The following is a 23,377-nucleotide window of genomic DNA, read 5'->3' on the forward strand; positions in this document are numbered from 1 at the left end:
GCGGCGGGATCGTGCTCGTCATGACGTCTGCGGGGCTGACTAGTGGTCTCCCGGACCGGTGGTGGCCGCCGCGTAGTGGCAGGCCGCCTGGGCCGCGGGCACCGCCGGCAGGACGGCCAGCGGCTCAGCCCGGCACCTGCCGTCCACCCCCGCCTCAGCCGCGCGGCCGGAGGCGAGCACCTGGCAGCGGGCGTGGAAGCGGCATCCGCCGGGGATGCGCGTCGGGTCCGGCGGCTCGCCGGTGAGCACGATCCGCTCGGGCGACTCGGGGAGCACCGACAGCAGGGCCTGCGTGTACGGGTGCCGGGGCGCGGTCAGCACCTGCTCGACCGGGCCCGACTCGACGATCCGGCCCAGGTACATGACCGCCACCCGGTCGGCGATGTTCCAGGCGAGGCCGAGGTCGTGGGTGACGACCAGCGCCGACAGGCCCAGCTCGTCGCGCAGCCGGAGCAGCAGCGCGAGGATCTCGCCCCGCACCGAGGCGTCGAGCGAGGCCACCGGCTCGTCGGCGATCAGCACCTTGGGCTCCAGGGCGAGCGCCCCGGCGATCACGACGCGCTGGCGCTGGCCGCCGGACAGCTCGTGCGGGTAGCGCAGGAAGAACCTCTCGGGCGGCCGGAGCCCGGCCCGGGACAGCGCCGAGGCGACGACCTCCTGCTCGCCGGCCAGGCCGTGGATGCGCGGCCCCTCGGCGACGGCCTCGTAGACGGTCTGGCGCGGGTTGAGCGAGCCCATCGGGTCCTGCAGGACGAGCTGCACCTCCCGGCGGTACGCCTTGAGCGCCTTGGAGCCGTACTGCAGGGCCGTCCCGCCGTACAGGACGGAGCCGGAGGTGGGGCGTTCGAGGCCGAGCAGGGTGCGGGCGAGCGTGGTCTTGCCGCAGCCGGACTCGCCGACGAGCGCCACGATCTCGCCCTCGCCGATCGCGAGGTCCACCCCGTCGACGGCGCGGGCGCGCCGCCCGCGCGAGGGGAACTCCACGTGCAGGTCGCGGGCCTCCAGCAGGGTGGGGCGGACCGTGCCGACGGTCTCCACGGGGGCTTGCGTCTCGGTCACGAGGTCTCCAGGGTGGCGGTCTCCGCGGGCTCGGCGGGCTCAGTGGCGGCGTCGGCGGCCGGCCGTACGTGTACGCAGGCCGCGCGGTGTTCGGGGCCGGCGCGCCAGAGCTCGACGTCCAGGGTGGGGCACTCCTCCACCGCGACCGGGCACCGCGGGTGGAACGAGCAGCCCGTCGGCAGCTCCATGGGGTCGGGCGGGTCGCCGCCGAGCCCCTTGGGCGCGAGCCGCGAGACCGGGTCGCCGACCGTGGGGAAGGCGGCGGCCAGCGCGGCGCTGTAGGGATGCCGGGGTTCGTGGAACACCTCGTGCGACGGTCCGTGCTCGACCACCCGGCCCGCATACATGACGGCGAGGCGGTCGCAGACGTCGGCGAGCACCGACAGGTCGTGCGAGATCATGATCAGCGAGATGCCGCGCTCGGCGAGCAGCTCCTTGACCAGGGTCAGCACCTGCGCCTGGACCATCACGTCGAGGGCGGTCGTCGGCTCGTCGGCGATGATCAGCCGGGGCGAGCAGGCGAGCGCCATGGCGATCATCACGCGCTGCCGCTGCCCGCCGGACAGCTCGTGCGGGTAGCTGCGCGCCCGCCAGGCGGGCAGCCCGACCTGCTCCAGCAGCTCGGCGACGCGCCCCCGGGCGGCCTCGGGCCGGGCCAGGCCGTGGACGAGGAGCGGCTCGGCGATCTGGTCGCCGATGCGCTGCACCGGGTTGAGCCCGTGCTGCGCGCCCTGGAAGACGATCGACGCCTCCGCCCAGCGGACGGCGCGCATCCGGCCCCACTTCATGGTCAGGACGTCCTCGCCGTCGAGCAGGATCCGGCCGCCGACGCGGGCGTCGCGCGGCAGCAGCCGCAGCAACGCCATGGCCAGCGTCGACTTGCCGGACCCCGACTCGCCGGCGACCCCGAGCGCCGTCCCCGCGTCCAGCGCCAGCGACACCCCGCGCACGGCGGGCACCTCGCCCGCCGCGATGCGGTAGGTCACGGAGACGTCGTCCAGTTCGAGCAGAGCCATCAGCCCGCCTTCCTGAGTCGCGGGTTGAGCACGGCCTCCAGCGCCCGGCCGCAGAGCGTGAACGCCATGACGACGGCGAGGATGCAGAGACCGGGGATGAGGATGTACCACCACGCGCCCTGCGTCGCCGCGCCGAAGTCGTAGGAGGCGCGCAGCATCGTGCCCCACGAGGTCTTGTTGGCGCTGACGCCGAGGAAGGCCAGCGTCGACTCGGTGACGATGGCGCTGGCGACCTCCAGGGTGGTGCTGGCCAGCAGCAGGGGCGCGACGTTCGGCAGCACGTGGCGGGTGGTGATGTGCCAGTGGCCGCCGCCGAGGGCCCTGGACCGCTCGATGTACGGCCGGGCCTCCACCGCGAGGGTCTGCGCCCGGATGAGGCGGGCCGTGGTGGGCCAGGTGGTCACGCCGATCGCCACGATGATGGTGAACGTGCTGCCGCCCAGGATGGCGGCCAGGACCATGGCGGTGATCAGCGAGGGCAGCACCAGGAACCAGTCGGTGACCCGCATGAGCACGCCGCCCAGCCAGCCGCGGAAGTGCCCGGCGGCGATGCCGACGACCATGCCGATGACGATGCTGAGCAGCGCGGCGAGGAAGCCGATGAGCAGCGAGGCCCGCGAGCCCCACCAGACCATCAGCAGGATGGACCGGCCGGACTCGTCCGTGCCGAACGGCTCGGCCAGGCTCGGCGGCGCCCACTTGGCGCCGGTGCCCGACACGACGCTGGTCACGCTCTCGTCGATGAACAGCGGCGCGACGAGCGCCAGCACCACGGCCACGACCAGCGCCACCAGGCCGGCCATCCCGGCCTTGTTCTGCCGGAAGCTCCGCCAGAACCGGCCGAACGCCAGCCGCCTGCGGCTCCAGGCGACGGATTCCACAGTGGCGGTGGTCACGCCGACCTCACTCTCGGGTCGAGCAGCCGGTAGACCACGTCGGCCAGCGTGTTCATGAGGATCACCGCGACGGTGATGAGCATGAACGTGCCCTGCATGAGCGTGAAGTCCGGCACCTTGATCGCCTCGTAGAAGAGCTGCCCGAGACCGGGCCAGCTGTAGATGGTCTCCACGGTGACCGCGCCGCCGACGACGAAGCCGATGCGCATGAACACCAGCGTCACCGTGGGCAGCAGCGCGTTGGGCACCGCGTGGCGGCGCCGTACCTCGTCGTCGCGCAGGCCCTTGGCGCGGGCCACCGTCACGTAGTCCTGGCTGACCTCCTCCAGCAGGGAGGAGCGCATGACCAGGAGGTACTGGGCGTAGACCACGGCCACCAGCGTCAGGCAGGGCAGCACCATGTGCGAGGCCACGTCCAGCACGTACGCGAACCCGTCGGGCGCGTCCACGCTCTCGATGCCCCGCGTCGGGAACAGCCCCGGGATCGGCCCGATGCCCACGCCGAACACCATGAGCAGCAGCAGCCCGAGCCAGAACGTCGGCACGGACCACAGCACCAGCGAGATCCCGGTCGAGACCCGGTCGAAGCGGGAGTTGTGCCGCCAGCCGGCCCGCGTGCCCTGCCAGAGCCCGAGGCTGACCGCGATGACCAGGCCCACGCCGGCGAGCAGCAGCGTCGGCCCGAGCCGCTCGCCGATCAGGCCGAGGACGGGCCGCTTGTACTCGTAGGAGGTGCCGAGGTCGAAGCGGAGCGTCTTGCCCACGAAGTCGACGAACTGGTCGAGCACCGGCTTGTCCAGGCCCAGCCGGTGGCGCTCCAGGGCGAGCTGGGTGGGGGTCATGTTGCGGCCCTGCGCGAGGTTGCGCACCGGGTCGCCGGGCAGCAGCCGGAACACGAAGAACGTGCCGACGATCACCATGGCGATGCTGAACAGCGCCCCACCCAGCTTCGACAGCGCGTACCGAAGCGTGCCGCCGTGGGTGGAGCGCTCGTCACCAGGACCCGCCGCCTGGACGGCGGCGGGCTCTGCTGCTTCGAGCGGTGCTGTCATTCGCGCTCGTCCGCGACGCCCTTGCGTCGCCTGGTCACGAGGAACACCACCAGTCCGAGGACGACCACGCCGCCGACCACGCCGAGGATCAGCCCGGTGTTGGACCCGCCGTCGGCGGTCGAGCCGGCGGCCGGGGCCGCGACCGTGTCCACGGTGTAGAACGGCCAGTAGCCGCTGCCGCCGTAGAGCAGGCCGTTCTCCTCGGGGATCGAGGTGATGCTGGTGATCCGGTCCTTGCGGTAGCCCTCAAGGTCGTTCGTGTAGTAGACGGCGATGATCGGGGCCTCGGTGTAGAGGCGCTCCTGCATCTGCTTGATGAGGTCGGCGCGCTTGGCGCGGTCGAGCTCCTTGAGCTGCTCCTGGTAGAGCTTCTCGTAGGTCGGGTCGCAGTAGAACGACTCGGTGCCGCCGCCCTCGCCCTTGGGGGTCGGCCGGCGGCTGCACAGGTGCGTCGCCAGGACCTCCTCGGGGTCGGGGTTGACCGACCAGCCGCTGATCGCGATGTCGTAGTTGCCCGTGACGCCGGTCTCCTCGGAGAACTTGCTGGAGTCGAGCTTCACGGTGGTCAGCGTGACGCCGATCTCCTTGAAGAAGCCGGTCAGGTACTCGGCGAGCTTGTCCTCGATCGGCGTGTCGGTGTGGATCGTGAAGCGGAACTCCAGCTTCTTCTTGCCGTCGGGCATCGTGCGGACGCCGTCGGCGCCCTTCTTGTAGCCCGCGTCGTCGAGGATCTTGTTGGCCTTGGCCGGGTCGTAGGTGACCTTGGTGTCGCCGGTGGCCTCCCAGAAGAAGTCCTTGTACATCGGCGGCACGATCGAGCCGTCGGCCGGCTTGGCCAGGCCGCTCTGCACCTCGGCCACGAGCTTCTGCTTGTCGATCGCGTAGTGCAGCGCCTGGCGGACCTTCACGTCCTTCAGCGCGGGGTGACCGTCGCCGACCGGCTTGTCGTCGGTCGTCGTGGCGCCGGGGTTGACCTCCAGGTACGCGGCACGGCGGCCCTGGTTGTTCCACGCCACGATGTTCGGGTCGTTCTGGATGGCCTGGAACTCCGGCGGCGCGAGGCGGCCGATGAGGTCGATGTCACCCTTCTTCAGGCCCGCGATGGCGGCCTGCGGGTTGTCGTAGAAGATGACCTGGAGGTCGTCGATCTTCGGCTTGCCCCGCCAGTAGTTGGGGTTGGCCTGCAGCTTGACGTACTGGTCCTTCTTGTGCTCGACCGCGATGTAGGGCCCGCTGGAGACGGCCGGGTAGGTGTCGGCCTCGTAGTTGGCGAGGTCGGTCACCTTCTCCCAGACGTGCTTGGGCATGATCGGGATCGGGTTCTCCAGGATGGAGGCCTGGGGCGCCTTCAGCTTGATGACCAGGTCCTGGCCGTTGGCCGTGACGCTCTCGAAGTTCTCCACGGCCGGGCCGTTGGCGGTCTTCGCGGCGTCATCGGTCATGATCTTGTTGAACGTCCAGGCGGCGTCGTCGGCCGTGACCGGCTGGCCGTCGGACCACTTGGCCTGCCGGATCTTGAACGTCCACGTGAGGCCGTCCTCGGAGGACGTCCACGACTCGGCGAGGTCGGGGCTGGGCTGGAGGGTCTTCGAGTCGGGCACCGTGAGGTAGCCGTACATCCACCGGTGGATCGAGGTGGAGACGAGACGGACCGCCAGGAAGGGGTTCATCGAGTCCACCGCCTGGGTGGCCCCGACACGGAGGACCTTCTTCCCCGCCGCAGGCTCCTGGGCCAGTGCCACCTGACCCTGACCTGCCAGTAACAGCGCTACGCCCAGCACAGCCAGGCGTGCGATCCATTTCCTCATATGTGCCTCACCTTCAGGCGGGAATTCCTGTGTAGAGAAAGGCACACCATACGAACAGTGCGTGTCAACGAGTGACGGAAAATTGTTTCATCTTCGTTTCCTGATCCGGTGTAAATTTTCAGTCGGTCTCGATGACCTTGCCCTGGTCCACGCGGAGCCGGCGATCCACGTGGACGGCGTCCAGCATCCGGCGGTCGTGGGTGACGAGCAGCAGCGTGCCGGGGTAGGCGTCCAGGGCCGACTCCAGCTGCTCGATGGCGGGCAGGTCGAGATGGTTGGTCGGCTCGTCCAGCACCAGCAGGTTGACGCCCCTGGCCTGGAGCAGCGCCAGGGCGGCCCGGGTGCGCTCGCCCGGCGACAGCGTCGAGGCCGGCCGCAGCACGTGCGCGGCCCGCAGCCCGAACTTCGCCAGCAGCGTCCGCGCGTCGGCGGGCACCATCTCGGGCACGTGCCCGGAGAACGCGTCCAGCAGCGGCTCCTCCCCCTCGAACAGCCCCCTGGCCTGGTCCACCTCGCCGACGACCACGCCCGGCCCCAGCGCGGCGTTGCCCTCGTCCAGCGGGATCCGGCCGAGCATCGCGCCGAGCAGCGTGGTCTTGCCCGAGCCGTTGGCGCCGGTGATCGCGATCCGCTCGGCCCAGCCCACCTCCAGGTCCACCGGTCCGAGCGTGAACGTGCCGCGCCGCACCATCGCGCCGCGCATGGTCGCCACGACCGCTCCCGCGCGGGGCGCGGCGGCGATCTCCATGCGCAGCTCCCACTCCTTGCGCGGCTCCTCCACGACGTCCATGCGCTCGATCAGCCGCTCGGTCTGGCGGGCCTTGGCGGCCTGCTTCTCGGTCGACTCCACCCGCATGTTGCGGCCGATCTTGTCGCCGTCGGTGGCCTTGCGCCGGGCGTTCTTCACGCCCTTCTCCATCCAGGCGCGCTGGGTGCGGGCGCGGGCCTCCAGGTCGGCGCGGGTGCCCGCGTACTCCTCGTACTGCTCGCGGGCCTGCCTGCGGGCGACCTCCCGCTCCTCCAGGTACGCCTGGTAGCCGCCGCCGTACAGCCGGATCCGCTGCTGGGCGAGGTCGAGCTCCAGCACCTTGGTGACGGTCCTGGCCAGGAACTCGCGGTCGTGGCTCACCAGCACCGTGCCGGCCCGCAGGCCCGTGACGAACCGCTCCAGCCGGTCCAGCCCGTCGAGGTCGAGGTCGTTGGTCGGCTCGTCCAGCAGGAACACGTCGTACCGGCTGAGCAGCAGCGACGCGAGCCCCGCGCGGGCCGCCTGGCCGCCGGACAGCGAGGTCATGGCCTGGCCCAGGTCCACGGCGAGACCCAGGTCGGCGGCCACCTCCTCGGCCCGCTCCTCCAGGTCCGCGCCGCCCAGCGCCAGCCAGCGCTCCAGGGCGTCGCTGTAGACGTCGTCGGCTCCGGGCCGCTCGTCGACGAGGGCCTGCGTGGCCGCGTCGAGGTCGCGCTGCGCCGCCGCCACGCCGGTGCGCCGGGCGAGGAACGCCCCGACCGTCTCGCCCGCCCTGCGCTCCGGCTCCTGCGGCAGGTGGCCCACGGTCGCGGTCGCCGGGCTCAGGCGTACGGCGCCCTCCTCGGGGGCGTCGAGGCCGGCGAGCATCCGCAGCAGGGTCGACTTGCCGGCGCCGTTGGCCCCGACCAGGCCGATGACGTCGCCCGGGCTCACCACCAGGTCGAGCCCCGAGAACAGCACCCGATCCCCGTGACCCGCCGCGAGGTCCTTCACCACCATGGTCGCGCTCATGTGGTCCGATGGTATCGAGCCGCGTCAACCCGGCTAGGGTGGCCCGATGCCGCGCCTGCCCGTCGCCCTCGTCGCCGTCCTGACGGTCGTGGCGGGGCTCGGGGTCCGGGCGCTGGCCGACGGCGCCTTCGCCAAGTACGCGGGCGACGCGCTGTACACGGTCCTCCTCTACACGCTCGTCGTGCTGGTCCGCCCGCGGATCCGGCCCGCCGTGGCCGCGCTCGTGGCGGGCGGGCTGAGCTGGGCGATCGAGTTCGCCCAGCTCGCCGAGATCCCCCCGGTCCTGCGGCCGGTGCTGGGCAGCACCTTCAACCCGCCTGACCTGCTCTGGTACGCCGTGGGAGCCGCCGCGGCGTGGGCCGCGCACGCATACATCCCAGGACGCCGGATAGGGGGTGAGGACATCCGCTCCAAGGAGGAATCCTGATGATGGACGGCAAGACGATCGCGTTCCTCGTCGCCCCCGAGGGGGTCGAGGAAGTGGAGCTCACCGAGCCCTGGAAGGCGGTCACGCAGGCGGGCGGCACTCCGAAGCTCGTCTCCACCGCCTCCGGCCGGATCCAGGCCTTCAAACACCTGGACAAGTCAGACACCTACGCCGTGGACGCCACGGTGGACGAGGTCTCGGCGTCGGACTTCGACGGCCTGGTGCTGCCGGGCGGCGTCGCCAACCCCGACTTCCTGCGCATGGAGCCGAAGGCCGTGCGGTTCGTCCGCGACTTCTTCGACGCGGGCAAGCCCGTGGCCGCGATCTGCCACGCGCCCTGGACGCTGGTGGAGGCCGACGTGGTGCGCGACCGCACCATGACCTCCTGGCCCAGCCTCCGGACGGACCTGCGCAACGCGGGCGCCACCTGGGTGGACAAGGAAGTCGTGGTGGACACCACGGGACTCAACATCCTGGTCACGAGCCGCAAGCCCGACGACCTCAAGGCGTTCAACCAGGCGACGGTCGACGCGTTCAGCGCCTGAGCCCGTCCGGCACGGACGGCGGCCAGGAGACGGCCCGCCCGCCGCACTTCACGAGACCTCCTCCGCGCCGCCGCTCAGGGCGGCGCGCTCGACGGCCGCGAGCAGCCGGTGCAGGCGCGCCGCGGCGTGGAAGTCGGGATCGGCCGGACGGCCCTCCCGGATGGCCCGCCCGACCTCCTGGTAGAAGGCGGCGACGTTGGCGACCGGACCGCCGGCCGGGTCGAAGGGCACGGTCCGGTAGGAGGCGGGCACCTCGACGCGCTCGCCGCCGACGCGGATCTCCCAGTCGGTCCAGTGCATGTACACCCCCGGCCGGGTGGGGCCGGCGGTCAGCGTTCCCTCGGAGCCGACGAGCTTGACGAGGAACCCGTCCGGGGTGCCGCTGCCCCCGTGGACCGTGACGGAAGCGGTGGCGCCGCCGGCCAGGGTGCCGTGGAGCAGCACCTGGCTCGGCACCCGGTTCGCGACGGTCCGGCCGGTCTCGCCCACCGCGACCGTGTCGTACCGGCTGGGCAGCCGCGCCGACATCTCGGTCAGCGGGCCCGCCATCCGCTCCAGCGTCGCGAGGAAGTGGCCGGCCATGATCGTGAGGATGGTGGTGCCGCCGGCGGGGTCGGTGCTCCACTCCATGCCCGCCGGGATGACGGCGCCGCCCAGCGGGTCTCCCGCGGCGACCAGGACGGCCGACTCCAGCCGGCCGACGCGGCCCGCCGCGACCAGGTCGCGGACGAAGCGCGCGTCCGGCGAGTGGTGCCCCTGGAGGCTGACGGCGTGGACCACGCCGGCCGCCGTGGCGGCGTGAGCCAGCTCGTCCGCCTCGGCCGGGTCCACGGTCAGCGGCCACTCCGACACCACGTGTTTGCCCGCCTCCAGCGCGGCCCTGATGACCGCGGCGTGCCCGGGCGCCTTCACCGACACCACCACGAGGTCCACGTCGGGATGGGCGGCCAGCGCGCCGGCGTCGGCGAACGCCAGCGGCACGCCGTGCTCGGCCGCCGCCTTCCCGGCGCTGGCCCGGTTCGTGGTCGCCACCGCCGTCACCTCGAACCCGTCCAGCCCGGCCAGCGCGGGCAGGTGGGACACCCCCGCCCAGCCGCTCGCTCCGACGACTCCGGCTCTGATCATGTCGGACCTCTCCTAGTTACGTATCGATCGGTATGAAACTAGGGGAGGCGGAGCGCGGGATCAAGAGGTAACGTACCGATAGGTATAAAACTTGGGAGGTACGGCATGCCCGGCGGCAGACCACGCGCCTTCGACGCCGACATCGCGCTCGACCGGGCGCTGGAGGTGTTCTGGAGACAGGGCTACGAGGGGACGTCGCTGTCTGATCTGACCGCGGCGATGGGGGTCAACCGGCCCAGCCTGTACGCCGCCTTCGGCAACAAGGAGGAGCTGTTCGCGAAGGCGCTCGACCGTTACGTCAGCGGCCCGGGAGCCTTCGCCGCCGAGGCCCTGACCGCGCCCACGGTCCGGGAGGTCGTCCGGCGCCTGGTCGAGGGCGCGGTCGAGCTGACCACCGGCGCCGGCGGGCCGGGCTGCCTGAGCGTCAACAGCGTCCACGCCTGCGGACCGGACTCCGCCACCGCCCGTGAGGCGGCGATCGCGTGCCGCAGGGCCGGCGAGACCGCGCTGCGGCGGCGCTTCGAGCAGGCGCCCGACCTGCCACCGGGCTGCGACCCCGCCGTCCTGGCCCGGCTGGTCCACACCGTCACGGACGGCATCGCGGTGCAGGCGGCGAGCGGCCGCACCCGCGAGGAGCTGCGCCAGGTGGCGGACCTGGCGTTGCGCACCGTCCTCGCGGAGCTCACGGACATCCCCGAGCCCGCCTGATCTGCCCGATCCACCCGGTCTGCCCGACCCACCCGATCTGCCCGACCCACCCGGTGTGGCGCCGGATCAGCCCAGCAGGGCCTCGGCGAAGGCGCGGACCGACGACCGCAGCCGCGTCACCCCGCCCTCGCGCATGACGTGCCTGACCAGGTCGGCGTCGAAGAGCCCCAGCAGGGCGTGGGCCGCGAAGGAGGCGTCGAGGCCGGGCCGCGCCTGCCCGGCGAGCGCGGTGACGTGCGCGTGCCAGCGCACGTAGGTCGGGTCGGCGTACTTGTCCTCCGCGCATGCCCGCTCGTGCGCCGCGAACAGCGCGAGGTTGCGCTCGGCCAGTCCCGCCAGCTCGTCCAGGAAGGCGAGCAGCCTCGTCAGGGGCGGCGAGCCGGGACCCAGCGGCGAGCCCGGGGTGTCGATGGCGCGCGCCAGCGCCTCCGCCCGCTCCGCCAGGAGCTCCTGGAACAGCCCCGTACGGCTGCCGAACCGGCGGAACACCGTGCCCTTGCCCACCCCCGCCGCGGCGGCCACCCGGTCGAGCGAGACGTGCTCGGCCCCGTGCGCGGCGAGCAGCTCCTCGGCCGCGCGCAGGATCGCCTCCCGGTTACGCGTCGCGTCGGCTCGCAATCCGGCCCACCTCGTTCCGTCTCGCCCACTTGCAACCGGACCAACGGTCCCCATACTATCCCCACAACGAAGCGGACCGTCAGTCCGCTAATCTGGATGTCAAGGAGTCAAGCGATGCGTGCCCTGGTCGTCTCCGGCGGAGCCCTTCCCGCCGCACCCGTCACCGTCCCCGACCCCGAGCCCGGCCCCGGCCAGGCGCTCGTCGAGATCCACCACGCCTCCGTGAACCCCTCCGAGCTGCGCCACATCGGCCACTTCCCCGACGGGGCGGTCCTCGGCTACGACTCGGCCGGCGTGGTCCTCCGGGCCGCCGAGGACGGCACCGGGCCGGCCGCCGGCGCGCGGGTCGTGGCCTTCGCGGCGGGGGCGTGGGCGGAGCGGGCGGCGTTCGCGACGGACGCGCTGGCCGTCGTGCCGGACGGCGTCCACCTCGCCGACGCCGCCGCGCTGCCGATGGCGGGCCTCGCGGCGCTGCGCTCCCTGCGCGCCACCGGGCCGCTGCTGGGCAGACGGGTGCTGGTGACGGGCGCGTCCGGGGCGACGGGACGGCTGGCCGTGCAGCTCGCCCGGCGGGCCGGGGCGCACGTGATCGCCCAGGTCCGGGACCCGGCACGCGCGGGCGACCTGGGGGCCGAGACGGTGACGGACCTCGACGGCGTGGAGCCGGTGGACGCGGTCATCGAGCTGCTCGGCGGGCCGTACCTGGTGGCGGCGTGGCGGCTGCTGAGGCCGGGCGGCAACCTGCAGAGCGTCGGGTGGGCGGCCGGCGAGCCCGCGGTGTTCGTCCCGAACTCGACGTTCGTGCTCGGCGAGGCGCGGACGATCAGCTCGTTCGGCGACGCCGCCGCGCCCGCGGCCGACCTGGCGTACCTGGTGGAGCTGGTGGCGCGGGGCGAGCTGTCGGCCGGAGTGGGCGGGCGGTGGTCATGGGAACGGCCGGGCGAGATGGCGGCCGCGATCCGCGACGGAAAGGTCCGCGGCAAGGCGGTCATCGACATGGATCCGACAAGGACCGATGACCCCGCCAACAATCAGCTGTAACGCCTTGCCCTGACCTCCGAAATGGTCTACAGGTAGACCAATCAGTGACTCCCCCCCGCGCACAGGGAGACCTCATGACCACTGAAGAGGATTCCAGGCGGCTCGCCGAGCTCGGCTACAAGCAGGAGCTGGCAAGGACCTGGAGCGGCTTCTCCAACTTCGCGATCTCCTTCTCCATCATCTCGATCCTCGCCGGCTGCTTCACGACCTTCGGACAGGCCTGGAACAACGGCGGCCCCATCGCCATCTCGTGGGGCTGGCCGCTGATCTCCGTGTTCATCCTCATCATCGGGTTATGCCTGGCGGAGCTGGTCTCCGCCTACCCGACCGCGGGCGGCATCTACTGGTGGGCCGCCACGATGGGCAAGCCGATCCACGGCTGGTTCACCGGCTGGCTCAACCTCATCGGGCTCATCGCGGTGACCGCCTCGGTGGACTACGGCTGCGCGACGTTCCTGAGCATCACCCTCAACCGGGTGACGGGCGGCGCCTGGGAAGCGACGCTGCACCAGGCGTTCCTGCTCTTCGTGGTCGTCCTCGTGCTCCACGCGCTGATCAACATCTTCAGCCACCGGCTCATCTCGCTGCTGCAGAACGTCTCGGTCTGGTGGCACGTGGCCGGCGCCGCGGTCGTGGTCGCCATCCTGGTCTTCGCGCCGGCCGAGCACCAGTCGCTCGGGTTCGTCTTCACCGAGAAGATCAACAACTCCGGGTTCGCCAGCGGCGACGGGGGGCTGCCGTTCTGGCTGTACGTGCTGCCCCTGGGCTTCCTGCTGACGCAGTACACGATCACCGGCTTCGACGCGTGCGCGCACGTGTCGGAGGAGACCCAGGGCGCGGCCAGGACGGCGGCCCGCGGACTGTGGCAGTCGATCTTCTACTCGGCGATCGGCGGCTGGATCCTGCTGCTCGCGTTCCTGTTCGCCGCGACGGACGTGGACGAGATCAACAAGCAGTCCGGCTTCGTCGGCGCCATCTTCGAGACCGCCCTGTCCTCGCCGCTGGCCACGGTGATCTTCGCCATCTCCACGATCGGCCAGTTCTTCTGCGGGATGAGCTGCGTGACGTCGATGTCGCGGATGATGTACGCCTTCTCGCGGGACGGCGCGGTGCCGGGATGGCGGCTGTGGTCGAAGGTGGACCGCAACCGCACGCCGGTCAACGCCATCCTCGCGGGCTGCGCGGTGGCCGCCCTGATCACCCTCCCGGCCCTGTACGCGCCGCCCGGCACGACGACGCCGGTCGCCTTCTTCGCCGTGGTGTCGATCGCGGTCATCGGGCTGTACCTGGCGTTCATCATCCCGATCTGGCTGCGGCTGCGGATGGGCGACAGGTTCCGGCCGGGGCCGTGGACGCTCGGCGGGAAGTACCGGGTGATGGGCTGGATCGCCTGCGCGGAGATCGCCATCGTGTCGGTCTACTTCATCATGCCGTTCTCACCGGCGGGTGTGCCGGGCGACCCGAAGTTCACGTGGACGTCGGTCAACTACGCTCCGCTCGCCGTGGGCGTCGTACTGATCGGCATCGCCCTGTGGTGGGCCCTGTCGGCCCGCCACTGGTTCACCGGCCCCCGCCGCACCGTCGACGAACTCCCCGTCAGCTGACGCCACCCGTCAGGCGGCCTCGAAAGAGGCCGCCACGGCGGCGCGGACCTTGTCCATCATGGTCTCGCCCAGCTCGCGCTTGAGCGAGGTCATGTCCACGTCGGGCATGCCGCAGGCCACCGCCCAGTGCCAGGGCTCCAGGTCGCCGTCCACGTTGAGGGCGAAGCCGTGGCTGGTGACGCCGCGGCTCTGCCGCATCCCGATCGAAATGATCTTGCGTCCGGTGGCCGACGTCCAGACGCCCGTCAGCAGCTCCGAGCCCGGCGGGGTGTCGCGGCGCTCGGCGGGCAGACCGAGCGCGCCCAGCGCCTCGACGAGCCGCAGCTCCACCTCGCGGACGTAGTCCACGATCCCCTCGTCCTCGGCCAGCTTGACGACGAGGTAGCCGACAAGCTGGCCCGGGCCGTGGTAGGTGAGCTGGCCCCCGCGGCCGGTCTCGACCACGGGGATGCCGCGCGACGGGTCGGGCAGGTGGGCCGCGGGAGTGCGGCGGCCCACGGTGTAGACCGACGGGTGGCTGAGCAGCCAGAGCGTGTCCGGCCGCTCGTCTCGCTGGCGCTCGGCGACGAGGTCGCCCATGCGCTCCATCGCCTTGTCGTAGTCGACCAGCTCGTCCTGGATGAGGGTCAGCGGCCTAGCCTTCATGGTTAGAGGATAGGCCGCCCGCGCGGTCAGTACTTCCTCGGCTCCTCGGGCACGAGGAGCCACATGGCGACGTACAGGACCCACATGGGGCCGGGAAGAAGCGACAGGATCAGCCACAGGACGCGGACGAGCGTGGGCGGCAGGCCCATCTTGTCGGCGAGACCGCCGCAGACGCCGGCCAGGACTCTGTGCTCTCGTGAGCGGTACATGCTGTTTCCTCCGTGTGGTTGCACCTATCTGGACAACGGACAACCAGACGTTCGCTCTCCCCTCACGCACCCTGAGAAAACCCTGACAGGGTCAGCCACCGGTGCGCCCGCGCCAGATGCTCGCTGGTCAGGCCCCCTCTGGGGTCCACGGGGACGAGCAGGAAGTCGTCGAGACCCTGGCGCTCCCTGAGGTAGTTCTCGTCCTCCCACCGCACCTGGTCGTCGAACCAGACGAACGGCCTGCGCTCCACGTACGCGGCCACGTGCGGCGTCTTGAACATCTCGCCCATGTCGCTGCCCAGCACCGGCCCCATCGGCACGACGGGCAGCTCCGGCAGGCCGATGCGCGGGCCGATCCACTCGTTGGCGTGGTCCTCCCAGGTGGTGGCCCAGGCCAGCTCCGCGCCCGTGGCGATGGCCAGCTCCAGCAGCCGGGCCCCGTGGCGGGGATTGAGATGGACGGTGTAGACCTCGTGGCCGACCGTGCACCGGTAGCGGCGGAAGCCGGGGTCGGGCCGGCCGAACGGGTTGAGCACACCGTCCACGTCGACGAGCAGCAGCGGCTTCATCTGGCCGCTCCCGCCCGGTGCTCCTGCGGGCTGATCCCGCGCACGCGCTTGAAGGCGGCGCTGAGCGCGAACGAGCTGCCGTAGCCGACCCTGCGGGCGACGGAGCCGATCGTGGCGTCGGGCTCGCGCAGCAGGTCGGCGGCCAGCGCCAGCCGCCAGTCCGTGAGGAACGCCATGGGCGGCTCCCCCACCAGGTCGGTGAAGCGCCTGGCCAGCGACGCGCGGGAGACGCCGACGGCGGCGGCGAGCGAGGCGACCGTCCACGCGTGGGCGGGGTTGTTGTGCAGCATGCGCAGGGCCCTGCCCACGATCGGGTCGCTCTGCGCGCGGTACCAGGCGGGGGCGTCGTTGTCCGCGAGCCACGACCGGAGCGTGGAGATGAGCAGCAGGTCGAGCAGCCGGTCGAGGACCACCTCCTGGCCGGGCTCGTCCCGCACGATCTCGGCGCCGAGCAGCCCGATCACCGGGCCGCCCGACTGGACGAGCAGGGGCGGCAGCGCCTCCAGCAGCCGCCTGCTGATCTCGCCCTCCATCTGGTACGTGCCGGTGATGAGCACGGTGGCGCCCTCGGGGTCGTTGCCCCACGTGCGCACGCCGAGCTCCATGGACTGGTAGAGCGCCTCGCCGTCGAGCGTCGTGCAGCGCTGGCCGGGGTGGATGACGATCTGCGGCGGGGTGGCGGGGTCGTCGGCCACGGTGTACGGCTCGGGCCCGCGCATGAGGGCCACGTCGCCGGGTGCGAGGCGCACGGGCTCACGGCCGTCGGGCACCACCCAGGCCGCGCCCCGGACGAGCGCGGCGAGCGTCAGCGGGGCCTCGTCCTGCACGCGCAGCGACCACGGCGGGTCGAGCAGGGAGCGGAGCAGGAAGGCGCCGCGGGCGCGGGGGCCGTCGAGCAGTGCGGCCAGATGATCCATGCGTTAGACGATCGCATATGGAAGTGCGCTTCTCAACCATGGAGAGTCCAACGATCATCGGGCTTACTGGAGGCATGACAACTTTGGTGCTGGGCGGCACCGGCAAGACCGGCCGCCGTGTGATCGACAGGCTCACCGCTCTCGGCCGTCCCGTGCGGTCCGGGTCCCGCTCCTCCACGCCGGCCTTCGACTGGGCCGACCTCGACGGCTGGCCGGCCGCCCTGCGGGGCGCCGAGTCGGTGTACGTGACCTACTACCCCGACCTGGCCGTGCCCGGGTCGCGGCAGGACATCCGGGCGCTCACCGAGCTCGCGGCCGAGAGCGGCGTCCGGCGGATGGTGCTGCTGTCCGGCCGGGGCGAGCCGGAGGCCCAGGCGTGCGAGCGGATCGTCCAGGAGTCGGGGCTGGAGTGGACCGTCGTCCGCTGCGCCTGGTTCATGCAGAACTTCAGTGAGGGCTACCTGCTCGACGCGGTCCAGGCGGGGGTCATCGCACTGCCGGCCGGGGAGGTGGCGGAGCCGTTCGTGGACGCGGACGACATCGCCGACGTGGCCGTGGCCGCGCTCACGGAGGACGGGCACACGGGGCGGGTCTACGAGCTGACCGGGCCGCGGCTGCTGACGTTCGCGGACGCCGCCGCCGACCTGTCGGCCGCGCTGGGCAGGGCGGTGGAGTACGCGCCGGTCAAGCCGGAGGAGTTCGCCGCAGGCGCCGCCGAGGCGGGCGTGCCGCAGGACGAGATCGAGATGCTCAAGGCGCTGTTCGCCGAGGTGCTGGACGGGCGCAACGCGTACCTGGCCGACGGGGTGCGGGAGGCGCTCGGCCGGCCCGCGCGCGACTTCACCGCCTTCGCCCGCGACTGGGCGAAGGGCATGCGGGGTCCCCGCATCCGCTAGCCTCACCTCGTCACTTTCGCGGCTTTGGAAAGGTGCTCCGGTGATCGGCTGGTTCGAAGCGGTGGTGCTGGGCCTCATCCAGGGGCTGACCGAGTTCCTGCCCATCTCCTCCAGCGCCCACATCCGGGTGGTGTCGGCGTTCTTCGGCTGGCAGGACCCGGGGGCGGCGTTCACGGCCGTGATCCAGCTCGGCACGGAGACCGCCGTGCTGATCTACTTCCGGCGCGAGATCTGGGAGATCGTCTCCATGTGGACGCGCTCGCTGTGGACCCCCGCGCTGCGCTCCCACCACGCGGCCCGCATGGGCTGGTACGTCATCGTCGGCAGCCTGCCCATCGGCGTGCTCGGCCTGCTGCTCAAGGACCAGATCGAGACCGTCTTCCGCGATCTCCGCCTGGTCGGCACCACCCTGATCGTCTTCGGCCTCATCCTGTGGTGGGCGGACCGCACCGCCCGCAACAGGCTCACGCTGCAGAAGCACCTCAGCTTCACGCACGCCATCGTGTACGGCTTCGCGCAGTCGCTGGCGCTCATCCCGGGCGTCTCCCGCTCCGGCGGCACCATCACCGCGGGCCTCCTGCTCGACTACCGCCGCGAGGACGCCGCGAAGTACTCCTTCCTGCTGGCCATCCCGGCCGTGCTGTCGTCCGGCCTGCTGGAGCTGCGCGAGATCGGCGGGGGCCAGTCGCCGGCGTGGGGTCCGACGATCCTGGCCACGATCATCTCCTTCGTCGTCGGCTACGCGGCGGTGGCGTGGTTCCTGCGCTACATCAGCAAGCACCGCTTCACCGGCTTCGTCGTCTACCGGATCGCGCTCGGCCTGTTCGTGATCCTCGCGGTCACGCTGGGCTGGATCCCCGCGCAGGGCTGAGGCCGCTACGCGCTCAGGGTGCGCGGGTAGCGGCTGGCCAGGGCGAAGACGACGGCGAACAGGGCCCAGGCCGTGACGTACGCGAGCGGATGGGCCCAGGAGTCGCCGACGACGTCGCCCAGCGCCTCGCGGCCCTCGAAGTAGAGCGTCAGCCCCAGCACGGCTCCCGGCACCGCGCCCCACCAGCGCTGCCACCACACCTCGTGGACCATCACCTCGAACACGACCAGCGCGATCGGCCCGAGCAGCAGGAATTTCAGGCTGGGCGGCTCGTCGAGCAGGCTGGTGACGGCCATGACGGCCACGGCCGAGGCGACGGTCAGGAGGACGACGGCTCCGAAGGGGGCGGGCTCGTCACGCGGGTCGGTCTGCGGCTCGGACATGCGTCAATTCTGGGGCATCCACGGCGGGCCGGTAGGTCGCCAGCGTGAACAGCACCGCCACCACGCCGATCCCGGTCGCCAGGACCACGACCCCCGCGCGGCCGTACCAGTCGAGCGCGAGCCCGCCCGTGATGCCCGCCACGAACAGCCCGAAGTACTGGGCCGAGGCCAGCAGGCCGAGGCCGATCGACACGTTGCCGGGCACCGCGCCGACCGTCCGGTACTGCTGCGCGGGCGCGATCAGCCAGCCGAGCGCGCCCCACAGGAACGCCCACACCAGCGCGACGGGCAGGGCGAGGTTCGCGACGGGGATGAGGGCCAGCGCCACGGTGGAGGCGACCAGGCCGGTCAGCACCATCCGGCGCGGCCCGTACGCGTCGGTGAGCCGCCCGCCGAGCTGGTTGCCCACCACGCCGCCGATCCCCCACGCCCACAGCACGGCGGGCAGCGGAAGGTCGAACAGCGAGCCGATGTAGGTGTAGGCGGTGAACCCGGCGCCGAACATGAGGAGCTGCGTCGTCAGCACCGCCAGCACCCGCCGGTCGGCCAGCGGCGCGAACCGCTCGGCCAGCCGTCCCGAGGTGGCCACCTTGACGTCGGGCACCACGGCCGCCACGCCCACGAACCCGAGGACGCCCAGCCCGGCCACCAGCCACAGCGTGGCCCGCCAGCTCGCGACGCCGCCCAGCAGGGTCCCGAGCGGCACGCCGACCGCCGAGGCCACGGTCAGCCCGCCCATCACCAGCGCCAGGGCCCGGCCCCGGCGCTCGGGCGTGCTCAGCGCCGTCGCCACGCCGGACGCGGTCGGGGTGAACATCGCCGCCCCCGCCGCCGCGATCACTCGCGTCGCCATGACCAACGGGTACGTGGGCGCGAGGGCGGTCAACGCGTTGCCCACGACGAGGACGGCCAGCGCGACGAGCAGGAGCCGCCTGCGGGACAGGCGTGCCGTCGCGGCGGCGAGCACGGGTGACAGCAGGGCGTAGGCCAGCGCGAACACGGTCATGAGCTGCCCGGCCGCCGACGGGGAGACGTCGAGGTCGCGGGAGATGGGGGGCAACAGCCCGGCGGTCACGAACATGCCGGTGCCGACGGCGAAGTTGCCCAGCGCCAGGGGGTAGAGCCGGGTGGTCACATGATCCTCCGTACGCGTCAGTTGGACGCCCATCAAACTGTCGCACGGTTTGATAATTGTCAAACCATTTGGCGGAGAAGCGTTGATCGCCGGGAATGCGGCAAGTCATGAATCGGGCGTTAACCCGCCCCGACGATGGGCTGCATATCGTGAGCAGGTGTGACCCGGTGACCAGGTGTCGATGAGGAGGTGATCCCGCGATGGCCGACACGAGCATCGATGTCGCGGCGTTGAAGCGGCGCATGGGGCGCGTAGGGGTCTGGAGCGGCACCCTGGGCGGGGAGCCGGCCGCGTTCGAGCGGGAGGCCGCCGCCGAGATCGAGAGCCTGGGCTTCGGGACACTGTGGGTCGGCGAGGCTCCGCACGGCAAGGAGGCGCTGGTCCATGCGTCGATCCTGCTGGGCGCGACGCGGCGGATGCTGATCGCCACCGGCATCGCCAACATCTGGGCCCGCGACGCCACCGCCGCCTCGAACGGGGCGAACGCCCTGGCGGAGGCGTTCGACGGCCGGTTCGTGCTCGGGCTGGGCGTCAGCCACGCGCCCGCGGTGTCGATGAGAGGCCACGACTACCGCAAGCCGGTGTCGGTGATGCGCGACTACCTCGACGCGATGGACGCGACGGAGTACGCCGCTCCCTTGCCGGCACCCGCCCCGCGCCTGCTGGCAGCGCTCCGAGCCAGGATGCTGGAGCTCGCCGCGCGGCGCGCCCAGGGCGCCCACCCCTATTTCGTCACCCCCGAGCACACCGCCCGCGCCCGGGCGGCCCTCGGCCCCGATCCCGTGCTGGCGCCGGAGCAGACGGTCGTGCTCGACACCGATCCGCAGCGGGCGCGGCAGACCGCCCGCCGGTTCATGTCGCTCTACCTCTCCCTGCCCAACTACGTGAACAACCTGCGCGAGCTCGGCTGGGACGACAGGGACGTCGCCGACGGCGGCAGTGACGCGCTGGTGGACGCCATCGTGGCGTGGGGCGACCCCGAGACGATCATCGAGCGGGTACGGGCGCACCACGACGCCGGCGCCGACCACGTCTGCGTCCAGGCGCTCGCCGACACCCCCCGCGACATGCTGGAGCACCTGCGCCTCCTGGCCCGCAGCGACCTGACCGCAACCTGACCCGCCGAGCCGCCGAGCGTCCGTACGCATCGATTGGACACCCATCGGACCGTCGCATAGTTTGATAATTGTCAAACTATGCGACGGAGATAGGGTCTGACCATGCGCCAGCTACCGCATCCGGCGACGGAGGCCATCCAGCTCACGGAGGTCCTGCGGGCGCTGGCCGACCCGGTACGCCTGGAGATCGCCGTCCGGCTCGCCGCGCAGACGGAGCAGAACTGCTCGAGCGTGCTCGAGGAGCTCGGCGTGCACAAGTCCACGGCCTCACACCACTACCGGACCCTGCGCGAGGCCGGCGTGCTGCTCACCCGGCAGGACGGGCGGCAGAAGTACATGCGCCTGCGCCGGGAGGACCTCGACGCCCGCTTCCCGGGCCTCCTCGACACCATCCTGCGGGCCGCGCGGACGGACGTCACCACCGTGCCTGACGCCCTGCCCGCCGCTCATGGCGCTTCCGCTCATGGCAGCGTTTGAGCCGGCCTCGGTGACGGGGACCGGGGACGGGCTGCCCGTACGGCACGCGCTGCCCGAGCTGCTGAGGGTCTTGGAGAGGCACGGCACGGCCGTGCTGACCGCCCCGCCGGGCAGCGGCAAGACCACCGTCGTCCCGCCGGCTCTGGCCGAGACGGGGCTGCGCGTGCTGGTGGCCGAGCCGCGGCGGCTCGCCGTCCGGGCGGCGGCCCGCCGGATGGGGGTGAGCTACGCGATCCGCGGCGAGCGGCACACGGGCGCGAATCCCATGGTCGAGGTCGTCACCACCGGCCTCCTCCTCCAGCGGCTGCAACGCGACCCCGAGCTGCCCGGCACCGACGTCGTGGTGCTGGACGAGTGCCACGAGCGTCACCTGGACGCCGACACCGCGCTCGCGTTCCTGCTGGACGTGCGCGAGACGCTCCGTCCCGACCTGCGCCTGCTGGCCACCTCCGCGACGGCCGACGCCGGACCCTGGTCGCGGCTGCTGGGCGGGGCTCCGGTGGTGGCGGCGTCCGGGGCGCCGCATCCGGTGGAGACCGTGTGGGCGCCGCCCGTCCGCCCGGTCGCGCCCCCGCACGGGCTGCGCGTCGACCCGGCGCTGCTCACGCACGTGGCCCAGGTCGTACGGCGGGCACTGACCGAGCGCGAGGGGGACGTGCTCTGCTTCCTCCCCGGCACGGCCGAGATCGGCAGGGTGGCCGGCCTGCTGCACGGCGTGGCGGACGACCGGGGAGCGCCTGTGGAGCTCCTCCAGGTGCACGGGCAGGCGCCGGCCAGGGTGCAGGACGCCGTCCTGTCGCCCGGGACGCGCCGCCGGATCGTGCTGGCCACCTCGGTCGCCGAGTCGAGCCTCACCGTGCCGGGCGTCCGCGTCGTGGTGGACTCCGGCCTGTCCCGCGAGCCGCGTACCGACCATGCCCGCGGCCTCGGCTCCCTCACCACCGTCCGCGTCTCCAAGGCCGCCGCCGTCCAGCGCGCCGGCCGGGCGGGCCGCGAGGCCCCCGGCACCGTGTACCGCTGCTGGCCCGAGGCCGAGCATGAGCGCCTGGCCGAGCACGGCAGACCGGAGATCGCGCTCGCCGACCTGACCGGATTCGCCCTCCATGCGGCGTGCTGGGGCGTGACCGACCCGGCGGCGCTGGCGCTGCTGGACCCGCCGCCGGCCGCCGCGATGGCCGCCGCCGCCCGGACCCTGACCGCTCTCGGCGCCCTGGACGGCGGCCGGGTGACCGCCCGGGGCAGGCGGATGGCCAGGCTCGGCGTGCATCCCAGGCTGGCGCGGGCGCTCATCGACGCCGGTCCGCGCGCCGCCGAGGTGGTCGCCCTCCTGTCGGAGCAGCTCCCCCGGGACGCGGGCGACGACCTGGTGGAGGTCTGGCGGGCGGCCCGCCGCGGCGGCGACGCGTTCGCCGCCCGCTGGCGCCAGGAGGTCGGACGCCTGTCGAGATCGGCCTCCGGAGGCGACCGCGACGACGGCCGGACACCGGGCGGCGGTGCCGCCGCGGACGACGCGCTCGCGGGGCTGGTCGTCGCGCTGGCGTTCCCCGAGCGGGTCGCCAGGCGGCGTGGCGGCGGTTACCTGATGGCCTCCGGCACGGCCGCCGCCCTCGGCGAGGGCTCGAAGCTGGCCCGCGCCCCATGGCTGGCCGTGGCGGTGGCCGACCGTCCCACGGGCTCGGCGTCGGCTCGCGTAAGGCAGGCCGTGGAGATCGACGAGGCGACGGCACGGCTGGCGTACCCGGTCACGTTCGAGGAGGAGGTCGTCTGGCGCGTGCCTCCGCGGGAGCGGCGCGGCGACGTCTCCGCGCGGATCGTCGAGCGGCTGGGCGCGATCGAGCTGTCGTCCGCGCCGCTCCCCGACGCGGACGTGCGCGCCGCCCTCCTGTACGGCCTGCGCACCGAGGACGTCCTCACCTGGACGAAGGAGGCGCTGGCGGTGCGCGACCGGCTGGCGTTCTGCCACCGCGCCGCCGGCGACCCCTGGCCGGACGTAGGCGGCCAGGGCGGGGGGACGGGCATGGACGCCCTCGTCGACCTGGCCGACCGGTGGCTGGAGCCCGAGCTGTCACGGGCCCGCCGCCGGGCCGACCTGGAGCGGATCGACGTGGCGTCGGCACTGCTGCGGCTGGTTCCGTGGAGCGAGCGGCTGGAGTCGGTCGCGCCGGAGCGCGTCGAGGTGCCCAGCGGCTCGCGCGTGCGCGTGGACTACTCCGGGGAGCGGCCGGTGCTCGCGGTCAAGCTCCAGGAGCTGTTCGGCTGGGACGCCGCCCCGGCCGTCGCGGGAGTGCCGCTGCTGGTGCACCTGCTCTCGCCGGCGGGGCGTCCGGTGGCGGTGACGGCGGACCTGGCGTCGTTCTGGCGCGACGGCTACCGCGCCGTCCGGGCGGAGCTGCGCGGCCGCTACCCCCGGCATCCGTGGCCGGAGGACCCGCTGACGGCGACGCCCACGCGCCGGGCCAACCAGCGATCATGACACGCGCCCGCCGGCCGGGCGGGGAG

At 72.6% G+C, this 23,377-nt stretch carries 24 protein-coding genes; 10 read left to right on the forward strand and 14 right to left on the reverse strand.

From position 1 onward, the window contains the following. Positions 1 to 39: 39 nt before the first annotated feature. The 6 genes from MTP10_RS01035 to MTP10_RS01060 form a co-directional block, all read right to left on the reverse strand. Positions 40 to 1,059, reverse strand: a complete 1,020-nt coding sequence (locus MTP10_RS01035; protein WP_397203289.1) for an ABC transporter ATP-binding protein — start codon at positions 1,057 to 1,059, stop codon at positions 40 to 42. Beyond that, a complete protein-coding gene (locus tag MTP10_RS01040; RefSeq protein WP_310707017.1) occupies positions 1,056 to 2,075 on the reverse strand; it encodes an ABC transporter ATP-binding protein in 1,020 nt (339 codons plus the stop codon). The genes MTP10_RS01035 and MTP10_RS01040 overlap by 4 nt, the downstream gene beginning before the upstream one ends. After that, positions 2,075 to 2,971, reverse strand: a complete 897-nt coding sequence (locus tag MTP10_RS01045) for an ABC transporter permease (RefSeq protein WP_310707018.1) — start codon at positions 2,969 to 2,971, stop codon at positions 2,075 to 2,077. Before MTP10_RS01045 ends, MTP10_RS01040 begins: the two co-directional genes overlap by 1 nt. Continuing rightward, entirely contained in the window at positions 2,968 to 4,023 is a 1,056-nt protein-coding gene (locus tag MTP10_RS01050; protein WP_310707019.1) for an ABC transporter permease, read from the reverse strand. The genes MTP10_RS01045 and MTP10_RS01050 overlap by 4 nt, the downstream gene beginning before the upstream one ends. Continuing rightward, positions 4,020 to 5,831: an ABC transporter substrate-binding protein gene (locus MTP10_RS01055; protein WP_310707020.1), complete on the reverse strand. Its 1,812-nt coding sequence runs from the start codon at positions 5,829 to 5,831 to the stop codon at positions 4,020 to 4,022. The genes MTP10_RS01050 and MTP10_RS01055 overlap by 4 nt, the downstream gene beginning before the upstream one ends. 118 nt (positions 5,832 to 5,949) lie before the next feature. Next, positions 5,950 to 7,590 (reverse strand): ABC-F family ATP-binding cassette domain-containing protein, encoded by a 1,641-nt coding sequence (locus MTP10_RS01060; protein ID WP_310707021.1) that lies wholly within the window; start codon positions 7,588 to 7,590, stop codon positions 5,950 to 5,952. Positions 7,591 to 7,636: 46 nt separating this feature from the next. Here MTP10_RS01060 and MTP10_RS01065 point away from each other — a divergent pair, with 46 nt between their 5' ends. Both MTP10_RS01065 and MTP10_RS01070 read left to right on the forward strand, forming a co-directional pair. After that, positions 7,637 to 8,017: a DUF2809 domain-containing protein gene (locus MTP10_RS01065; RefSeq protein ID WP_310707022.1), complete on the forward strand. Its 381-nt coding sequence runs from the start codon at positions 7,637 to 7,639 to the stop codon at positions 8,015 to 8,017. After that, entirely contained in the window at positions 8,017 to 8,562 is a 546-nt protein-coding gene (locus MTP10_RS01070) for a type 1 glutamine amidotransferase domain-containing protein (RefSeq protein ID WP_310707023.1), read from the forward strand. The genes MTP10_RS01065 and MTP10_RS01070 overlap by 1 nt, the downstream gene beginning before the upstream one ends. A gap of 48 nt (positions 8,563 to 8,610) precedes the next feature. On the opposite strand, the gene MTP10_RS01075 is transcribed toward MTP10_RS01070, so the two are convergent. Next, positions 8,611 to 9,687, reverse strand: a complete 1,077-nt coding sequence (locus MTP10_RS01075) for a Gfo/Idh/MocA family oxidoreductase (protein ID WP_310707024.1) — start codon at positions 9,685 to 9,687, stop codon at positions 8,611 to 8,613. A 105-nt stretch (positions 9,688 to 9,792) separates the two neighbouring features. Here MTP10_RS01075 and MTP10_RS01080 point away from each other — a divergent pair, with 105 nt between their 5' ends. Further along, positions 9,793 to 10,395, forward strand: a complete 603-nt coding sequence (locus MTP10_RS01080) for a TetR/AcrR family transcriptional regulator (protein WP_310707025.1) — start codon at positions 9,793 to 9,795, stop codon at positions 10,393 to 10,395. Positions 10,396 to 10,461: 66 nt separating this feature from the next. Here the strand turns inward: MTP10_RS01080 and MTP10_RS01085 are convergent, their stop codons facing one another. Continuing rightward, positions 10,462 to 11,013 (reverse strand): helix-turn-helix domain-containing protein, encoded by a 552-nt coding sequence (locus MTP10_RS01085; protein ID WP_310707026.1) that lies wholly within the window; start codon positions 11,011 to 11,013, stop codon positions 10,462 to 10,464. 114 nt (positions 11,014 to 11,127) lie between these two features. On the opposite strand from MTP10_RS01085, the gene MTP10_RS01090 reads away from it, so the two are divergent. Continuing rightward, entirely contained in the window at positions 11,128 to 12,054 is a 927-nt protein-coding gene (locus MTP10_RS01090; RefSeq protein WP_310707027.1) for a zinc-binding dehydrogenase, read from the forward strand. Between the two features lie 74 nt (positions 12,055 to 12,128). Continuing rightward, positions 12,129 to 13,658 (forward strand): amino acid permease, encoded by a 1,530-nt coding sequence (locus tag MTP10_RS01095; protein WP_310707028.1) that lies wholly within the window; start codon positions 12,129 to 12,131, stop codon positions 13,656 to 13,658. Positions 13,659 to 13,667: 9 nt separating this feature from the next. On the opposite strand, the gene lipB is transcribed toward MTP10_RS01095, so the two are convergent. The 4 genes from lipB to MTP10_RS01115 form a co-directional block, all read right to left on the reverse strand. Then, complete coding sequence (lipB, locus tag MTP10_RS01100) at positions 13,668 to 14,303, reverse strand: lipoyl(octanoyl) transferase LipB (protein ID WP_310707029.1); 636 nt, start codon at positions 14,301 to 14,303, stop codon at positions 13,668 to 13,670. 26 nt (positions 14,304 to 14,329) lie between these two features. Next, positions 14,330 to 14,512, reverse strand: a complete 183-nt coding sequence (locus MTP10_RS01105; RefSeq protein WP_310707030.1) for a PspC domain-containing protein — start codon at positions 14,510 to 14,512, stop codon at positions 14,330 to 14,332. 62 nt (positions 14,513 to 14,574) lie between these two features. Next, complete coding sequence (locus MTP10_RS01110) at positions 14,575 to 15,081, reverse strand: HAD domain-containing protein (RefSeq protein WP_310707031.1); 507 nt, start codon at positions 15,079 to 15,081, stop codon at positions 14,575 to 14,577. After that, positions 15,078 to 15,998 (reverse strand): AraC family transcriptional regulator, encoded by a 921-nt coding sequence (locus MTP10_RS01115; protein ID WP_310707032.1) that lies wholly within the window; start codon positions 15,996 to 15,998, stop codon positions 15,078 to 15,080. The genes MTP10_RS01110 and MTP10_RS01115 overlap by 4 nt, the downstream gene beginning before the upstream one ends. A 74-nt stretch (positions 15,999 to 16,072) precedes the next feature. Between MTP10_RS01115 and MTP10_RS01120 the strand changes: the two genes are divergently transcribed. Together MTP10_RS01120 and MTP10_RS01125 are read left to right on the forward strand one after the other, a co-directional pair. Further along, positions 16,073 to 16,894: an NAD(P)H-binding protein gene (locus MTP10_RS01120; RefSeq protein ID WP_310707033.1), complete on the forward strand. Its 822-nt coding sequence runs from the start codon at positions 16,073 to 16,075 to the stop codon at positions 16,892 to 16,894. A 40-nt stretch (positions 16,895 to 16,934) separates the two neighbouring features. Next, a complete protein-coding gene (locus tag MTP10_RS01125) occupies positions 16,935 to 17,765 on the forward strand; it encodes an undecaprenyl-diphosphate phosphatase (protein ID WP_310707034.1) in 831 nt (276 codons plus the stop codon). A 5-nt stretch (positions 17,766 to 17,770) separates the two neighbouring features. Here the strand turns inward: MTP10_RS01125 and MTP10_RS01130 are convergent, their stop codons facing one another. Both MTP10_RS01130 and MTP10_RS01135 read right to left on the reverse strand, forming a co-directional pair. Continuing rightward, positions 17,771 to 18,148, reverse strand: coding sequence for a hypothetical protein (locus tag MTP10_RS01130; protein WP_310707035.1), 378 nt, complete (start codon positions 18,146 to 18,148; stop codon positions 17,771 to 17,773). Beyond that, positions 18,120 to 19,283, reverse strand: coding sequence for an MFS transporter (locus MTP10_RS01135; RefSeq protein ID WP_310707036.1), 1,164 nt, complete (start codon positions 19,281 to 19,283; stop codon positions 18,120 to 18,122). The genes MTP10_RS01130 and MTP10_RS01135 overlap by 29 nt, the downstream gene beginning before the upstream one ends. Before the next feature lie 200 nt (positions 19,284 to 19,483). Here MTP10_RS01135 and MTP10_RS01140 point away from each other — a divergent pair, with 200 nt between their 5' ends. The 3 genes from MTP10_RS01140 (at position 19,484) to hrpB (ending at position 23,351) form a co-directional block, all read left to right on the forward strand. Beyond that, the gene (locus tag MTP10_RS01140; protein ID WP_310707037.1) at positions 19,484 to 20,401 is read left to right on the forward strand and encodes a TIGR03620 family F420-dependent LLM class oxidoreductase; all 918 of its coding nucleotides are present in this window, start codon (positions 19,484 to 19,486) and stop codon (positions 20,399 to 20,401) included. Between the two features lie 102 nt (positions 20,402 to 20,503). Further along, positions 20,504 to 20,878 (forward strand): helix-turn-helix transcriptional regulator, encoded by a 375-nt coding sequence (locus tag MTP10_RS01145; protein ID WP_310707038.1) that lies wholly within the window; start codon positions 20,504 to 20,506, stop codon positions 20,876 to 20,878. Further along, positions 20,865 to 23,351, forward strand: coding sequence for an ATP-dependent helicase HrpB (gene hrpB, locus MTP10_RS01150; protein ID WP_310707039.1), 2,487 nt, complete (start codon positions 20,865 to 20,867; stop codon positions 23,349 to 23,351). Before MTP10_RS01145 ends, hrpB begins: the two co-directional genes overlap by 14 nt. The last annotated feature ends 26 nt before the right edge of the window (positions 23,352 to 23,377 follow it).

This window comes from Nonomuraea sp. 3-1Str, assembly GCF_031570565.1.
In the GTDB taxonomy this organism is placed as follows: Bacteria; Actinomycetota; Actinomycetes; order Streptosporangiales; family Streptosporangiaceae; genus Nonomuraea.

Bases quoted from the DNA above. Each gene is read 5' to 3' on its own strand.
- MTP10_RS01040 (WP_310707017.1), bottom strand. From the start codon at position 2,075: ATGGCTCTGCTCGAACTGGACGACGTCTCCGTGACCTACCGCATCGCG.
- MTP10_RS01050 (WP_310707019.1), bottom strand. From the start codon at position 4,023: ATGACAGCACCGCTCGAAGCAGCAGAGCCCGCCGCCGTCCAGGCGGCG.
- MTP10_RS01055 (WP_310707020.1), bottom strand. From the start codon at position 5,831: ATGAGGAAATGGATCGCACGCCTGGCTGTGCTGGGCGTAGCGCTGTTA.
- MTP10_RS01060 (WP_310707021.1), bottom strand. From the start codon at position 7,590: ATGAGCGCGACCATGGTGGTGAAGGACCTCGCGGCGGGTCACGGGGAT.
- MTP10_RS01065 (WP_310707022.1), top strand. From the start codon at position 7,637: ATGCCGCGCCTGCCCGTCGCCCTCGTCGCCGTCCTGACGGTCGTGGCG.
- MTP10_RS01070 (WP_310707023.1), top strand. From the start codon at position 8,017: ATGATGGACGGCAAGACGATCGCGTTCCTCGTCGCCCCCGAGGGGGTC.
- MTP10_RS01075 (WP_310707024.1), bottom strand. From the start codon at position 9,687: ATGATCAGAGCCGGAGTCGTCGGAGCGAGCGGCTGGGCGGGGGTGTCC.
- MTP10_RS01080 (WP_310707025.1), top strand. From the start codon at position 9,793: ATGCCCGGCGGCAGACCACGCGCCTTCGACGCCGACATCGCGCTCGAC.
- MTP10_RS01090 (WP_310707027.1), top strand. From the start codon at position 11,128: ATGCGTGCCCTGGTCGTCTCCGGCGGAGCCCTTCCCGCCGCACCCGTC.
- MTP10_RS01095 (WP_310707028.1), top strand. From the start codon at position 12,129: ATGACCACTGAAGAGGATTCCAGGCGGCTCGCCGAGCTCGGCTACAAG.
- lipB (WP_310707029.1), bottom strand. From the start codon at position 14,303: ATGAAGGCTAGGCCGCTGACCCTCATCCAGGACGAGCTGGTCGACTAC.
- MTP10_RS01105 (WP_310707030.1), bottom strand. From the start codon at position 14,512: ATGTACCGCTCACGAGAGCACAGAGTCCTGGCCGGCGTCTGCGGCGGT.
- MTP10_RS01110 (WP_310707031.1), bottom strand. From the start codon at position 15,081: ATGAAGCCGCTGCTGCTCGTCGACGTGGACGGTGTGCTCAACCCGTTC.
- MTP10_RS01115 (WP_310707032.1), bottom strand. From the start codon at position 15,998: ATGGATCATCTGGCCGCACTGCTCGACGGCCCCCGCGCCCGCGGCGCC.
- MTP10_RS01120 (WP_310707033.1), top strand. From the start codon at position 16,073: ATGACAACTTTGGTGCTGGGCGGCACCGGCAAGACCGGCCGCCGTGTG.
- MTP10_RS01130 (WP_310707035.1), bottom strand. From the start codon at position 18,148: ATGTCCGAGCCGCAGACCGACCCGCGTGACGAGCCCGCCCCCTTCGGA.
- MTP10_RS01140 (WP_310707037.1), top strand. From the start codon at position 19,484: ATGGCCGACACGAGCATCGATGTCGCGGCGTTGAAGCGGCGCATGGGG.
- MTP10_RS01145 (WP_310707038.1), top strand. From the start codon at position 20,504: ATGCGCCAGCTACCGCATCCGGCGACGGAGGCCATCCAGCTCACGGAG.
- hrpB (WP_310707039.1), top strand. From the start codon at position 20,865: ATGGCAGCGTTTGAGCCGGCCTCGGTGACGGGGACCGGGGACGGGCTG.